13 protein-coding genes and 1 tRNA gene are annotated in these 15,013 nt (G+C 56.1%); 11 read left to right on the top strand and 3 right to left on the bottom strand.

Annotated elements, in window-relative coordinates:
- Nucleotides 1-171: 171 nt before the first annotated feature.
- The 5 genes from ACWGKN_RS18085 (at nucleotide 172) to ACWGKN_RS18065 (ending at nucleotide 4,445) form a co-directional block, all read left to right on the top strand.
- Complete coding sequence (locus ACWGKN_RS18085; RefSeq protein WP_052160230.1) at nucleotides 172-1,194, top strand: DHH family phosphoesterase; 1,023 nt, start codon at nucleotides 172-174, stop codon at nucleotides 1,192-1,194.
- A gap of 139 nt (nucleotides 1,195-1,333) precedes the next feature.
- On the top strand, nucleotides 1,334-2,563 hold the full coding sequence (locus ACWGKN_RS18080; RefSeq protein WP_452095757.1) for a glucose-1-phosphate adenylyltransferase family protein: 1,230 nt from the start codon (nucleotides 1,334-1,336) through the stop codon (nucleotides 2,561-2,563).
- On the top strand, nucleotides 2,560-3,846 hold the full coding sequence (locus ACWGKN_RS18075) for a glucose-1-phosphate adenylyltransferase family protein (RefSeq protein WP_035232174.1): 1,287 nt from the start codon (nucleotides 2,560-2,562) through the stop codon (nucleotides 3,844-3,846). The genes ACWGKN_RS18080 and ACWGKN_RS18075 overlap by 4 nt, the downstream gene beginning before the upstream one ends.
- 75 nt (nucleotides 3,847-3,921) lie before the next feature.
- Nucleotides 3,922-3,997, top strand: a tRNA-Arg gene (locus ACWGKN_RS18070).
- Nucleotides 3,998-4,238: 241 nt separating this feature from the next.
- A complete protein-coding gene (locus ACWGKN_RS18065) occupies nucleotides 4,239-4,445 on the top strand; it encodes a hypothetical protein (protein ID WP_452095756.1) in 207 nt (68 codons plus the stop codon).
- A 238-nt stretch (nucleotides 4,446-4,683) separates the two neighbouring features.
- On the opposite strand, the gene ACWGKN_RS18060 is transcribed toward ACWGKN_RS18065, so the two are convergent.
- Nucleotides 4,684-5,913, bottom strand: a complete 1,230-nt coding sequence (locus tag ACWGKN_RS18060; RefSeq protein ID WP_452095755.1) for an ISAzo13 family transposase — start codon at nucleotides 5,911-5,913, stop codon at nucleotides 4,684-4,686.
- Nucleotides 5,914-5,953: 40 nt separating this feature from the next.
- Here ACWGKN_RS18060 and ACWGKN_RS18055 point away from each other — a divergent pair, with 40 nt between their 5' ends.
- Together ACWGKN_RS18055 and ACWGKN_RS18050 are read left to right on the top strand one after the other, a co-directional pair.
- Complete coding sequence (locus tag ACWGKN_RS18055) at nucleotides 5,954-6,409, top strand: amidohydrolase family protein (RefSeq protein ID WP_424253510.1); 456 nt, start codon at nucleotides 5,954-5,956, stop codon at nucleotides 6,407-6,409.
- 195 nt (nucleotides 6,410-6,604) lie between these two features.
- Nucleotides 6,605-8,509, top strand: coding sequence for a GNAT family N-acetyltransferase (locus tag ACWGKN_RS18050; RefSeq protein WP_052159997.1), 1,905 nt, complete (start codon nucleotides 6,605-6,607; stop codon nucleotides 8,507-8,509).
- Nucleotides 8,510-8,828: 319 nt separating this feature from the next.
- Here ACWGKN_RS18050 and ACWGKN_RS18045 read toward each other — a convergent pair whose 3' ends face one another.
- Both ACWGKN_RS18045 and ACWGKN_RS18040 read right to left on the bottom strand, forming a co-directional pair.
- Complete coding sequence (locus tag ACWGKN_RS18045; protein ID WP_452095754.1) at nucleotides 8,829-9,071, bottom strand: hypothetical protein; 243 nt, start codon at nucleotides 9,069-9,071, stop codon at nucleotides 8,829-8,831.
- Between the two features lie 585 nt (nucleotides 9,072-9,656).
- Nucleotides 9,657-9,914, bottom strand: a complete 258-nt coding sequence (locus tag ACWGKN_RS18040; protein WP_452095753.1) for a hypothetical protein — start codon at nucleotides 9,912-9,914, stop codon at nucleotides 9,657-9,659.
- Between the two features lie 218 nt (nucleotides 9,915-10,132).
- Between ACWGKN_RS18040 and ACWGKN_RS18035 the strand changes: the two genes are divergently transcribed.
- From ACWGKN_RS18035 to csx20, 4 genes are all read left to right on the top strand, one after another.
- The gene (locus ACWGKN_RS18035; RefSeq protein WP_035230003.1) at nucleotides 10,133-11,245 is read left to right on the top strand and encodes a hypothetical protein; all 1,113 of its coding nucleotides are present in this window, start codon (nucleotides 10,133-10,135) and stop codon (nucleotides 11,243-11,245) included.
- Nucleotides 11,246-11,271: 26 nt separating this feature from the next.
- Complete coding sequence (locus tag ACWGKN_RS18030; protein WP_452095752.1) at nucleotides 11,272-12,426, top strand: hypothetical protein; 1,155 nt, start codon at nucleotides 11,272-11,274, stop codon at nucleotides 12,424-12,426.
- Nucleotides 12,427-12,438: 12 nt separating this feature from the next.
- Entirely contained in the window at nucleotides 12,439-14,511 is a 2,073-nt protein-coding gene (locus ACWGKN_RS18025; RefSeq protein ID WP_452095751.1) for a hypothetical protein, read from the top strand.
- Nucleotides 14,512-14,607: 96 nt separating this feature from the next.
- Nucleotides 14,608-14,997 (top strand): CRISPR-associated protein Csx20, encoded by a 390-nt coding sequence (gene csx20 / locus ACWGKN_RS18020; protein WP_452095750.1) that lies wholly within the window; start codon nucleotides 14,608-14,610, stop codon nucleotides 14,995-14,997.
- Nucleotides 14,998-15,013: the final 16 nt, after the last annotated feature.

The following is a 15,013-nucleotide window of genomic DNA, read 5'->3' as shown; positions in this document are numbered from 1 at the left end:
ATGACAAGTCGGGGGGACCTGTCGCGTCGGTGGCGGGCTGTATCGGCGGTAATGATCCGGGCTGCTCCTTCATTTTCGCGTCCAGCCCTGTTTGTGCGCCTGTTTCCAGCGAATACATGGCGAGCAGGTTGCCGCGCGATCCTCCCTTACCGGATGCCAATGCTGTAACACATGGCAAAAATTCAAAAAAACGTTGTCTCTTCCCTCTGCACGATTGCTTCGAAGCAGACCGCGAAAGAACGTCTTCAGGCTTTCTGGAATGTCTTCGACAAGGACGATGATGTCCTTGTCGTAATCAACGCCGACCCGGATGCGCTGGCCGGCGCCATGGCCGTCAAGAGGCTGCTCCGTTACCGGGTCAAGAACGTCGTCATCGCCCACCCGAACGAGATTCGCCGCCTCAACAACGTCGCCATGGTCGAGCGGCTGAAGATCCCGATCGAACGGCTGAACAACGTCAAACTCAACGATTACCGCAAAAAGGTAATGGTCGACTCCCAACCCGATCATCTGCCCTGTTTCGAAAAAATCTATTTCGATGTTATTATCGATCACCATCCGCCGACCAGCAAATGGGAAGGCGTTCGCTTTGTCGACATCCGCGCCGATTACGGTTCGACGTCGACAATGATGGTCGAATATCTCCGGGCTGCCGAACTGAAACCCTCGGTCTCGCTGGCGACAGCGCTGTTTTACGGCATCAAGGTCGATACCGAGAATTTTGAGAAGAAATCATTGCTGGCCGACGGCATCGCCTTCCGCTACCTCTTCAATATCGCCAACCGGGACCTGGTCCGCAAATTCGAATTGACGGACCTGAGGCGTTCCGAACTGCGCTATTTCACTCTTGCCATGCAGGAATTGAGATACTCCAAGCGGCGCTATTATACCCATCTCGGCAAGGTTCGCAGTCCCGATGTGCTGGTGATCATCGCCGACTTTCTCAATCATGTTGGTGAGATCGACTGGGTGTTCGTTTCCGGAATCCATGGTGAGAGGCTGATTGTGATCTTCCGTTGCGATGGCTACCGCAAGAGTGCCGGTAAACTGGCCACGAGAATATTCAGTTCGGTCGGTTCCGCAGGGGGACACAAGGAGGCGGCTCGGGCGGAGGTGCCGTTGAAAAATCTGGCCCTGGGTGACCGGCCGTTCAATTCGGACAGCTTGAAACGACTGATCAGCAGTCATATCTGAGCTGGTCCGGCGGTGACGACGGTATCGACGCCGAGGGTAGTCTGAAGATGGTTTTGCACGGGGTTCATCCCTGCTCAACGACGTTACCTGTCTGCATTTCATAATGGGGGAATGAATGCTGAAGCCGACGACACTCGCAATGATACTGGCGGGAGGCCGGGTCGACGAGCTCAACGTATTGACGTATTACCGGCCGAAATCGGCCCTGCCCTTTGGCGGATTCGGCCGGGTCATCGATTTCGCCCTCAGCAACCTGATGAACTCCGGCATCGAACGGGTCGCGATCCTCAGCCAGTACCGCAGCTATTCACTGATCAACCATATCGGCACCGGGGCGGCCTGGGACATGCTTGGCCGCAACCGCGGCATCTCGATCCTCCCCCCCTATATCGGCTCGGACCAGACGAACTGGTACCGCGGTTCCGCCGATGCGGTCTACAGAAATATCGATTTCGTCCAGTATTATGAACCGGAGCAGATTCTCATCCTGTCCGGCGATCACATCTACAAGATGGATTACCAGCATATGATCGCCTATCATCGCGAAAAGGATGCCGACCTGACCGTGGGGGTCATCCGGGTGAAGCCGGATCAGGCCCACCGGTTCGGGATCGCCGCGCTCGATGATGAGGACGGGGCGCGGGGCGGCAGGGTCACAGCCTATTGGGAGAAGCCGCAGGAGCCCGAGTCGGATTGGGCCTCATTGACGGTGCTCTGTTTCAAGCCCGAGGTGATGTACCGGTTGCTCAACGAGAATCAGAACGATGTCTCATTCGAGTTCGGGCGGGATATCATCCCCAGGCTGATGAAGGCCGGTGGGCGGGTCTATGCCTATAAATTCTGCGGCTACTGGGGGTATACCAGGACCATCGAGGAATACTGGCAGTCCAACATGGATCTACTGGGCAAGGCGCCGCTCATCGACATGGAGAAATGGGGCTTCAGGACCAACCTCGATCATCGCGGCATCCGCGATTTCCAGCCGGTGGTGGTCGGCGATGACGCCACGGTGCATGACAGCCTGGTGTACAACGGCAGTGTGGTCGACGGCACGGTGCGGCGCTCGATCATCTTCCCCGGCGTCATCGTCGAAAAAGGGGCGGTCATCGAGGATTCGGTTCTGTTCTTCAACAACCACATCGGTCGCAATTGCCGGCTGAGCAAGGTCGTCGCCGACGTCAACAACACCTTCGGCGAAGGGGTGGTGGTGGGCGCCGAGGCCGGGCAGCAGGCGGAGGCGGTAACGGTAGTCGGATGGAACAACATCATTCCCAATCAGGTGGTCATCGGCGAAGGGGCCACAATCTATCCGCTCCTGGGGAGCGGACGGTGGAAGAAGGTGGTTGCAGCGGGGGAGGTGCTCAGATGATTGCAGCAAAGGAAGCCCTGGTTCTCCTGTTGGCAGGCGGTGTCGGCAGTCGGCTCAATATCCTGGTGCAGAATCGGGCCAAACCGGCCGTACCCTTCGGCGGCATCTACCGGATCATCGATTTCAGCATGAGCAACGTGGTCAACTCCGGTCTGAAAAAGGTCGGGGTCCTGACCCAGTACAAACCCCTGTCGCTGATGAGTCACCTCGGCGCCGGCGAGGCCTGGGACCTGACCGGCCGGACCCGCGGGGTCAAGATTCTGCCGCCCCGCACCGGTTCGAAGGACTCCGACTGGTACAAGGGGACGGCCGACGCCATCCGCCGCAATATCGACTTCATCGGCTCGAATCCGACCGACGAGGTGGTGATACTGTCCGGTGACCATATCTATCACATGGATTTCGACGCGATGATCGAATACCACCGGTCGAAGAAGGCCGACGTGACGGTGGCGATGATGGTGGTGCCGAAGAGCCAGATCCATCAGTTCGGGGCCGGGGTCACCGATAACCGCAACCGGATCATCGACTGGGAAGAGAAGCCGAAGGTGCCGCGGACCAACCTGGCGTCGATGGGAATTTATGTCTTCGATCGCCGCTATCTCCTCGACTCTCTGGCCCGGGACAAGAACGGTGTGGATTTCGGCATGCATATCCTGCCCCATGCCATTGCCCATGACAACACCTTTGCCTATCCCTTCTACGGGTACTGGCGTGATGTCGGCACGATCCAGGCCTACTGGGAAGCCAATATGGACATCATCAGGAAGGAGAGCGGCATCTCCCCGGAAAAATGGCGGATACGGACCAATGTCGAGGCCGAGGGGCGGGCCGCCGATCGTCCGCCGGTCCGCTTCGGGGCCGAGGCCCAGGTACAGACCTCGCTGATCTCTTCGGGGTGCACCATCCAGGGAACGGTCATCAACTCCGTGCTGTCGCCAGGCGTTGTCGTGGAAAAGGGGGCGGTCGTCCGGAATTCGATTCTCTTTTCCGACTGTATCGTCAAGAAGAAAGCGGTAGTCGACCTCGCGATCTTCGACAAACAGGTGGAGGTTGGGGAAGGGGTGCACATCGGGGTCGGTGAGGGCCACGATACCCCCAACCGGCAGCACCCGAAGCATCTCTACACCGGGATCACGCTGGTCGGCAAGGGAGTCGGTGTACCGGCCGGGGTCAAGGTCGGCCGCAACTGCGTCATCGATTCCTACTGTCGCCGGGAATCGTTCAGCCGGAAGACGATCGGCACCGGGGAAACCATGTCAAAGGATGGCGAGATCAGCTGAAACCAGGCGCCGGGATGGAAAAATATTGCGGTTTTGCGAAATGAAGGTAATATTCCGCACGTTCCGATCAACTACGCCCTCGTAGCTCAGTGGATAGAGCACAGGATTCCTAATCCTGGTGCCGCAGGTCCGATTCCTGCCGGGGGCACCAATAAAATAAGGGGTTGCAGGGTGTGTCTCTGCAGCTCTTTTCTGTTTTGCGGTCGATTTGTCCAACCATTGTCCAACCTTTTTTCCTTCATACCAGTTTCCCCTTCAGTCGTCCGACCATCCGCAATCCGATCGTCATCATGGTGGCTGGCCTTGAAGCGGTTCCGTCCCCGCCAGGAACCCATGTGTAATCGATCTGTCAGAATCGCCGGCCATCCTTCCTATTTCCCAGGGGGGAGGATATGAAGGACCAGCTTGAGGATTTGATCGATGCTGCCTGTGATCTCTATGGCAACTACAGTATCTATGAAGTGATCGACCTGGTCCGGTCATCCGCCATCGAACGAATGATGGAGATGTACGGGCAGGAAATAGATATGGAGAAGGTAGAGCGGTACTTCTCCATTCTCGATCAGATCTGCGAATGGCGAGACCCGGCGCCGCTGTAGCGCTGAATATATGGCAACGGGCGCCTTCCTGCCAGGAGTGGCGGCCCTGCCCCACAGGGTGACAACTTGGTTGAAAGACCGTGGCCGGTTTTGCCGCAGTGGCCGACTTTCGCCCACCAGAAACAGGAAAGGCCGGGTCCAGATCGCTCTGTCCCGGCCCTTCGGTGATGCGTTTGATAGATTGTATCAGAATTCAATCCATTCTATGGCCTCATCATCACTCAGGGTCCGTCAAAAATTAACCTGAACATTTTATGCCGATTGTATAGTTCCATTCGCCGTGGAACGAAGCTTTTGTCAGGTTGACCGTTTCCAGTTCCTCATCACTAATGCGAATGCCTTTTGGATAAAGGTTGGTGTCCAACTCGGCATTAATGGTCAACCCGCTTTGGGTCGTTGTGCTACCAATCAGATTGACGATGACTTCGTGGCTGATCAATGGTCTGCCCCGCCAGTTCATGCTGATGTGGCTGAACATGCGATGTTCGATCTTATTCCATTTGCTCGTGCCCGGAGGGAAGTGGCAGACCGAAATGCGTAACCCGGTCTCGTTTGCGAATCTTTGCAGTGCCACCTTCCACAGGCGAACCCGATAGCCGTTACTCCCTCCACCATCGGCGGTAATCAAGAGTTCGGCAGCGTCCGGATAGCGCAGCCGCCCCATCTTGTTCCACCAGCGACGGATGCTTTCCACTGCAAATTCGGAAGTGTCGTGATCCGTGCCGACACTGACCCAGCCGACATCGGCATGTTGATCGTACACCCCGTAAGGGTTCGCCTTGCCCAGTTTCGGATCAGGAAAATCATGCCCTTGTACCTGCTCCGGTTCACCCTTCGGTTGCCATTCCTGGCCCCCGTTCGTGAACTCGCCCACCAATTCCTTCTTCTTCGTATCCACCGAAATGACGGGTTGTTTTCGCTGTTGAAAGGCAACCGCCTGCTCATTGATGTAGGCGAACTGCTGGTCTCGATCAGGGTGATTTGCCGAGCCTTCTTTGGTCTTTCGTTTCGCTTGTAAGCTATAACCCAACTCCGCCAACAGGTCGGCAACTTTCTGCCTTCCCACCACATGACCTTGCTCAACAAGCGCAGCAGCGAGTTGTCGGGTGCTTTTACATGTCCAGCGAAGCGGGGACTCCGGGTCACCCCGTGTGACCGGGTCTACCAACAGCTCAAGATCCCGCCGCAACGTGGGGTCGTACTCGTCAATTGGCTTGCGCCCGCCACCCACCGCACGAATTCGTTTCTTCTTCTCCAAACCTTTCGTTTCGCGCAACTCGACAAGGTCTTTTAGCCCTTGATGAATTGTCGTGCGTGACAGCCCTGTCGCCCGTGCAACGAGTGAGATTCCGCTACGACCCAGTACTTGGGCTTCGGCTGCAGCCCAAAGCCGACGAGTTTGTTCGTCAAAGAGAGGCGCAAGTAAATCCAGCTTTTCGCGTACCGATGTTTCTGTGTGAATATCCATCTCCACAGCATAACCGTCAATCCGTGTTTGTTCAAGTTATGTGTGGACAGACACTTACGTTCAATCGCAGGGCCTGCCGGTCATGTTTCACACCGGTTCATCGATTTTCCCGGGGACGCGGATCAAATATGCCGATCCGCTGCTGCTGGATGACGTGGCGGATGAATTTCCGGAGTTGACCATCATCATGGAACACGGCGGACGGCCGTTCTGGTACGACCGGGCCGCCTGGATGATCTCCAGGCACCGCAATGTCCATATCGGTATTGCCGGGATCGCCACGCGGCACCTCCCCCGCTATTTCCCCAATCTCGAAAAGTACGCCGACCGTTTCCTGTTCGGCAGCGACTGGCCGGCGATCCCCCTGGATGAGGAGGGGCTTATCAGCAGGGTGCTGGCGCTGCCCTATTCAGACGACATCAAAGCGAGGATTCTTCACGGAAATGCCGAACGGTTGCTGGGTCGAGCGAAATTCGAAAAAGCAGGAGGAACTTGATTTCCAGGGAGTTTAGAGAGTATCCTGTTATTTCCTCAACAAACGATTAGAACTGCGCAGATGGCTACGCTGTGAAACGATGATCGTGTACGAGAAAATGAAAATTGATGGACTCGTGAAAAGCCTATTTTCGGAAACCTGCGGTAAACAGGCGATGTATCGGTTCAGCACAGCAGGTTCTTCATGGGGGAACGGATGGATCTCAAGGTGTATTGCCCGGAAAAAGTGGTCACTGCCGACGAGGCGCTCTCGAAGATCAAGAACGGCAGCCGTATCTTCATCGGCACTGCCTGCGGCGAACCCCAGCACCTGATTCACTCTATGGTGGGCAGTCCCATCCTCCAGGATGCGGTGATTTATCAGATGCTTTCCATCACCCTGTCGAAGTATGTCGACGATCCCAATTTTTCCCGTCGCTTCGCCCTGAAGTTGTTCTTCATCAGCGCCAGCATGCGTAAGGCGGCCTTCGAGGGCCGGATCGACTACCTGCCGGCCTACCTTTCCCAGATTCCCAACATGTTCGCCAGCCGTCGCATCGGCCTCGATGTGGCCCTGGTCCAGGTAAGCCCGCCCGACCGCTTCGGCTACTGCAGCCTCGGGGTCTCAGTCGATATCACCAAGGCCGGGCTGGACGCGGCGCGGCTGAAGATCGTCCAGGTCAATCCCCGCATGCCCCGCACCTGGGGCGACTGCATCGTTCACGTCGACGACATCGATTATCTCGTCCCCTTCGAGGAACCCCTGGTGGAATCGATTCCGAAGCTGAAGAACCAGGAGGTGATCACCCGCATCGCCTATTACGTCAATCAACTGGTGGAGGACGGGGCGACAATTCAGGTCGGCTTCGGCCACCTGGCCAACGCGATCCTGCCGTTTCTGAAGGACAAGAAGGACCTGGGGGTCCACACCCAGGTGATCACCGACTCGTTTCTGCCGTTGCTGCAAAACAACGTCATCACCAACAAGAAGAAGACCTTGCTGGACGGTCGGGTGGTGGCCTCGCTGTGCATGGGTTCGGAAGAGCTCTACAGGTACGTTCACGACAACCCCCAGTTCTATTTCCGGGCCTCGGATTTCGTCAGCGACCCGGTGGTCATCGCCCGCAACGACAACATGATCTCGATCTCCTCGGCCCTGGAGGTCGATCTCACCGGCCAGGTGTGCAGCGACTCCATGGGCTACCTGTTCTACAGCGGCATCGGCGACCAGGTCGATTTCTTGCGCGGCAGCGCCATGTCCAAAGGGGGCTTTACCATCATCGCCCTGCCGTCCACGGCCCAGGGGGGGAAGGTGTCGCGCATCGTGCCGAGTCTGAGCGAGGGGGCCGGGGTGGCCACCACCCGCGGTGACGTCAATTTCGTGGTCACCGAGTACGGCATAGCCGAACTCAAGGGCAAGAGCATCTACCAGCGGGTGATGGAACTGGCCCAGATCGCCCACCCCAAATTCAGGGAAGAGCTGATCGATGTGGCCAAGAAGCGCCACTACATTTTCGCCGACCAGATGCCGCCGGCCCAGGATGACCTGATCTTCCTCGAAGGTTATAAATCGAGCGTCACGCTGCGCAACGGCAAGGCCATCGATTTCCGGCCGTTGCTGCCGTCGGACGAATTTGCCTATCGCAATTTCTTCTACTCACTGAAAGAGGAAACCATCTTCAAGCGCTTCTTCTATAAACGCAAGCTTTTCTCCCACGAGCATGCCCAGCAGCAGTGGGCCAGCGTCGACTACCACAAGAACATGTCGATCATCGGCCTGGTCCAGAGCGGCGGTTTCCAGGAGATCGTGGCTATCGGCACCTATGCCGACGAAGGGGACACTGGTCGGGCGGAGGTGGCCTTTGTCGTCCGCGAGGATTTCCAGGGCCTGGGAGTCACCTCCCTGATGCTGCCGCTGCTGGAGTCCATTGCCAAGGAAAACAAATTCCGCGGCTTTGTGGCCACTGTGCTGAAGGGCAATCGAGCGATGATGCGGGTCTTCCTGAAGCGATATCCCGACGCCAAGGTCGATACGAGCAGCGGCCTTGACAACACTATCGTCATGGATTTCGACCAACAGCACACGGCACTCCCCACCGCGGCCGATAATACAGACGATTAATTCAGCCGAATATGGAGGCGGGGTCTGGAGCTTGGAGGGCCTTGTCAGTCAAGGGGTTCTGGAGATGGCCTGCAACATTCGACCCGGCCCATATTGATCACGCCTGGCCCGGCCGCCCAGGCATTTCTGGAATGGAGCCGTGTCATCAATCCGACCGACAATACCGATCCAGTGAATGATGCGGTCAAACACTTTCTGATCGCCATCTTTCCCGGCACTCATATCCCCCCCTTGAAGGCAAATTGCTCGGCATTTGCACCGGCGACGGATTTTCGGGTATACAGAGGTAGTATCTGAACTGAAGTTTCCCGTAAAAGTTTCATGCGGCGAGCCTCATAAACGCGACGGCGACGGAATTTTCGATTGGTTTACGCGGAAGTGGGCAAACTAATTGAAAATCCTTGTCCAACGCATCTTGGGCAATCAATCGCCGGACATCGGAAAAGGCGAAATGGTTGCGGCCTTTGACCGCATGCCGCCGAGAAGGCGTTTTGTCGAGGTGGCAGGCATACACCCGGGTGAGCGAGGTGGCCATCATGCAAAGGTTGAGATGGTTTTTCACCGCTATCGGGTTTAGTAACGGCAGGACGGGTGGATAGTTGTGCCTAAAAACATCAAATAAACGGAATGTTGTGACTGAATTCGCAGCTCAATAAAAACCATACGGCCTTTTCGTGGCGAAAATGATTAAAATTTTGATTCCAATGGCATGAAAACCAGTTTTTACTCAATTTTACTGCCCGACCGGGAGCAACTGTGATGGCAAGGATTGCTATTGCCGCATATCCTCTCGCCTCACCACCTCCCCTGTCTTCCGCTGATCGGACACGCTGTGCAAGCGTCTCGACAAATCCACGGGCAATACGGCCGACTACTTTTTCTCTCTTTCTCCCTCTCTTCCTAAAGCTCTCAGCGCATCAAGGTTGGAGCAGATATGCTCAGCAACCGGTTGCAGACCCAAAACCAACAATCATATCAAAAATAGATTTTAGAAAAATATTGTGTAAAATTAAATTGTTGTTGGCATAAAATAGAACATTCCCCGTTCATTTTGGGCATCTCTGCCTTGACTTTGTCGGTTGAATCCAGCAACAATGAATTCATTTGTTTTATCGCGTATGTGAACGACATATAGTCAGGGATCCGGTCAGGCATGACAAGAAAGAAAAAGAATAGACAATCCCCGGGAAAAAGCGAAGTTGTCGAGTTTATAAGGAGACCGGATCTTTCCATCCTCAGCGGCAGTATCCGTTCCATTCCGTTCGCCCTCTGGAAGGAAAATATGCTTTTTGCAGATGCTCCCGACACGGAGCTCAAGCAACTGACCGGTTCCTTCCCCGCCACTTTCCGACAAGAGCATATCACCCACCCCGTCTTTGTTCTGGTCGCTTCCCAGACCGGACATTTCCTCTGCCCCTGTTCGACCAAGGGAACCCCGGGCCAGAACCGTTATATCAGAGAAGGTTGCAGGCTGATCAATGGCAGAGATCATGAGACGGACAAGAGGTCGTATCTGGTCGAGACGTGCTCGTTCACTCTGCCGCTGGACAAGCGATTTTCTCGTAATCTGATCTATCTTGGAGAAGTTCCGGCGTCCTGTATCATCGACAACAGGAGGAAAAGTTGATTCTTCCGGAGCAGTTGATGCAACGCGTCAGAGCTTGGTTGTCCTCTTCTCAGGGCTATGGCGACATTGCGGCTTTTGTAGCGAAAAAAATTGCTGTTTCCTGGTCGGGATCCATGCCATGGCAAGAATATGGCCGGGAGACGCGGCAGTCAGAGCGTGGGAATGCAGCCGAGGAGGCGGTCCATGATTTCCTGGTCTTCCTCCTGGCCGGATTGGAGGACAGCCTGCGACGACAACCAAATCTCGTGCAGATTCTACTGAATGGCAATTTCCGATTGTTCCTCGACCTGCAGTGGAACAGATTCATCTGGGACATCCAGGAAAGGGCAAGGAGCAAACGGGACAACCCGATCGGCTACCTGTATCGCCGTTTTCGAGAAATAGTCAAAAGTGGAGATGAATTCCATAGTGCTACCGGAAATGACGGCTTGCTCTATTTCATGCCCCATGGTGTCGAAGATGAATTGGAGGTTTCATTGCCGAATGGCAATGTCCTGGCGAATGAAACATATACCGACTGGCCGCCGCCACCCGAGAGCCTGGACATCGGGGATGACGGCGACATCCGCGTTACCCGGCAGTGGCTGATCTCGACGGCACATTTTTTCAGGCAACATGCCAACCGGGTCGCCGTTGATGTACGCTGGTTTGCGGTCAAGGAAATTGTCAGGTACCTTGGGACCGTTCACGCCTGGTTGAATAAGCCGCAACTGTTATCCGCTTCCAGCGAAGATCAGGGGGAAAGGACTGTTGCGGATACGCTGACCTCCACCAGCGAAGACAGCGAGACCCGCCTGGCTCGGTTGCAACAGCTGCAGTCCATCGCTCCTCTTGCTGTCCAACTGGTGGATCTGCTGACTCGTGAAGAATGTTGCGTCTTTTATTGGCGATCCCTCGACACCCCCCGTTCCTACCAGGAAATCGCCACAATCCTGGCATTGAAAAGCCATAATCAGGCGTACAGCATTTTCACCAGAGTGATGAAAAAGATCCGGATGTTCTGCAGCACGTGGCCTGGGCCGCCTGTGGAGGATCTGGAGAAGGATGTCGCGGAAGTTTTTATCGAGAGCTTGGTCGGACTGGCCAAAAATAAATGTTCCGGTCCGTAAGAAGATGTAAGGAAATAATGTATGCCATGATCAATTCAAACGCACATCCCACCATCGACCGCGAATCCTGGCAAAGGGCATGGCGGAGCCGGTGCTGCCCTCCGGATCATGTCCTGCGTGCCGCCGGGAAGTCCGCGGATCTCGCTTCTCACCTCGATCTCTGCCCCTGGTGTCGACAGGCAGTTGAGGAACCACCCCTCGGATTTTCCCTCGAACCCAGTTCCCTGGTTCAGGATGCCGCAGTCCATCCGCAAGTCGGCGAGTTGTGGGGAGTGAAACCGAGTCTCGGTGGCTGGGGGGAGAAAGCGAGGTATTATTCGGCACCGGTGGTTCTGGTCGTCGAGGAGACCGGCGACGGTATTGTGTCAGTGATGCAGGTATGCGATGACGAGCATTTCTCGGGGCCGGGGGATGTGTCGCTTCAGCCCGATTGCCACGGGTTCGTTGAGACCTGGAACCGATATTCCCTCTGTGCCGACCATCTTGTCGCCCCTGTCGGCCGGGTTGCCGAAGAAGTGCTGACCGCATGTCGGGAAACAGCCACTGTCGTCGCAGGTGGTGTGATCGAGCAGGGGGCGCTGCTCTGGTTTTTCCGCAACATGGAGGTGGAAACGGGTTTTTTCTTCGCTCGTCAGGCGATGGGCAAAGTGCTGAAAATTGCCGACGGAAACGAGGCGAACGGTGGGACCACTGGTGCCAATTCGGCGCGGGAGTGGCTGCTGGGTCAGCCTCCGGCCGCCGTTCGCCAACAGCTGACGCGACTCGGTCTGCATTGCCGGACCAACGACACGGCGGAAATCACTCTTGCCGACATTCTGGCTTCCACCGTGATCCCCGATGACGCCCTGCCGCTTGCCGCCGCCGATGGGAAAGATACGTTATCGGCGATCATTTTCACCTGCCGATACGGGACGATCAGCGAGTTCGACATCAGTCACTTCGATATCAATCATCTTGATCTTCTCGATTCGACATTGCTGGTCGGCGGTGTCTTCGCCGAAGTCCAACCCGCTTTCGATGAGTTTTTCTGCTGGTTGAAGACTGCAACAGGATTGATGGACCCAATCCCCGGTTCCTGCGGTTCCACAGACTGTATATTCTGGGCGGCCTTCGATATCCGGGACCTGGAAAAACCGCCGGATAAATCCGATATCATTCTGCGTTACATCAGGTACGAGTAAGTGCCGGGTCTGATGTGTTCATGGCAACAGCTGCATAGACTGCTCCTGGATGCACCTCCCCATGCCGAGTCGATCCTCTGTCGCTCCTGTCGTTCACCATTGCCTGACGGGAAAACCTGGCAGCGACTGCTGGCCGCCACCCCCCTCGGGTTGCGAGGATTGTTGCAACGCCACCTGCTCAGTTCGTTGGCCGGGACGCCTGCTCAAGACGTTTGTGAAGCCGAATTCCTGAAATTATTCTCTGCCGTCGCTCCCGAAATAACCATTTCCTCCCTGAGCGGTTCCAATTGGCTGGTCATGCCGCTGCTGACCACCCGGGGTGGATCGGGAGGACGGGTCGTGCATGTCCTCGCCGGACTGGTACCGGGAGAAGATTCTCTGCAGGTGGCGGCCAATTTTTCCCCGACGAGCCTGGAGGCTTTGCAGATCGCCTATACCGCCTATTCCAGTTTGCATCTCCTCCCCGGGAGGACGCTTGTCCTGGTCCCGCTGATGCGGGAGGATTCTCCCCCCATCTCGGGTTGCTCTCTTGCCCTGCCGATAGCACTTGCCCTGTATCTGCTGGATCGGCGATTGTCCTGGCCGGATGGAGTCTTTGCCACCGGGGGCCTGCAGCCAGACGGCAAGGTCGTCGCCGTCGACGGTGTGCCGGAAAAGTGCCGGATCGCCAGGTTCGATGGTGGACATTCGATGTTCGTCGTTCCATCGAACTGGCCGGAGGTCACCGACCCTGTTGTTCCGATTCCCTGCACCAGCCTGGATCAGGCATTGAACGATCTGGAATACCTCCTGATCGACAACAATCCCGAGGTACTGGTGGAATTCCGGCCGTTCCTGGCCAGAGAACGACTGCTGCTTTCCCGGCTGCATGAACTCCCACTGCCCCTGCTGCACCATCCGGACTGCCGGTCGTCACTGCGAAATATCGGTGCTCATCCCGGCGACTTTCTGCACTACGCCGTCAAGGCGTTGCAGCATTGCAGCTTCGATCCTGCCCGGGCCGACTGGCTGGCCGACCTCTACTCGATCGAAACCCTTCAGGAACTCATCGATCATGAGGAGATCGATGCCGTCCAGACAGTGTACGAATGGTGCATCAATCGGATCGCCTTTGCCAACCACATCGGCGACACCTGCAGCGTTGGTCGGTGGAAGGAATTTCAGCAGACCCTCGAAACCCGGGTCACGGCCGATCAGCATCTTACGGCCTGGAACCATTTGTTCGTCGCGGAACGGTTCAATAGATATCATTTTTCCATGGCGATCCCGGATGATATCCAAAGGCTCCTGAGCGAAGAGGAGGCGAGGAACCGTATCGCTCACCGGCCCAACAAACGTCTGGGGGCGATGTACGGTACCCTCAGTCAGAACTGCGGCTTCTGTGGTCCTCAGTGGTTTGCCGGGCTGGAAGAGTATGCCGTGAAGGCTGAGACTTCGTTCGACCGGGAGTACGATTCCGAAAAGCGGCGCCTGTCGCTGTACCGGGTATATGGCCATCTCGATCGCGAGGATTATTCGCAGGCCGGACAGTGGTTGAACCATTATTTGGGGCTTCAACCTGGAGACGGACCGGAACGATGGCTCGAGCAGGCTGTCCATCTGGCTGGCGGCAAACAGGAAGTGCGGCTGTTCTCCCTGGCCTTGATCGTCCGGGCCCTGGCCGATATGAAGATCACCCCTGATACGAAGGATATCCTTGCCTTGACTGCGGAGTTGGGTCAGAGGATACCGCGTCATCTTCAGCATCCCTGGCAGCTCATTCTCCTCAATCTCGCCCGTCTGCTGGGTGAGGCGGGTTTGGTTGCAGAGTGCCGGACGGCCCTGCAGCGGGCGGCCGCGATTTGTCTGGCGGGAGGAGAAACGATGCAGGCGATGGCGCTGCAGGTCTATGCCGAACTGCAGTATCGCAGCCTTATCGACGAGCCGGATTTGCTGGCAGCCGAGGAAGTCCGGCAGCGGGTATTGACGAGTGGATACCTGCATTCTCAACATTTCTCGGGATTACGGGAGAATACTGAGACGGTACGAATGCTGGAACACCTCCACCGGAATCGTTCGACGTTTTTTCCTTTCAGTTATCGATAAAAAAAAAGCGCCCATGTCCAAAAATCGACCGGCCAGCCCGTATAGACAATCAGGACAAGATGAAAACACGATCTGCAAGAGGAGAATATAACAAACATGCCCAGAGTCTTTCTGTTTTTCAACCACACTCTCACGGAGGATCAACGCGAGGCCCTGTCTCGCGAATTGACGGTCACGAAGATCGTCCTGCCGCCGGAAGAACTGAGAAGTCTCTGGGCCGCTATCCCCCCGGACTCTCCGACGCTGAAGGATATTCTCGTCCCTGTTTGCTCGTGGCTGGAAAAACAATCTGCAGCGGGAGATTTTATCCTGATTCAGGGCGAGTTCGGGGCCTGCTACCTGCTGGTTCAGCATGCCTTGCAGCACGGACTGATTCCGATCTATTCCACTACCAGGAGGCAAGCCGAGGAGCGGCACCTGGATGATGGAAGCGTACGGCTCGAACATACATTCAAGCATGTTATTTTCAGGAGATACGGGCAATAATGGCCATTCAACTTCA

It is taken from the genome of Desulfoprunum sp. (assembly GCF_053613775.1).
The sequence above is the reverse complement of the archived record's forward strand: the minus strand, read 5'-3'. Positions and strand labels throughout refer to the sequence as shown.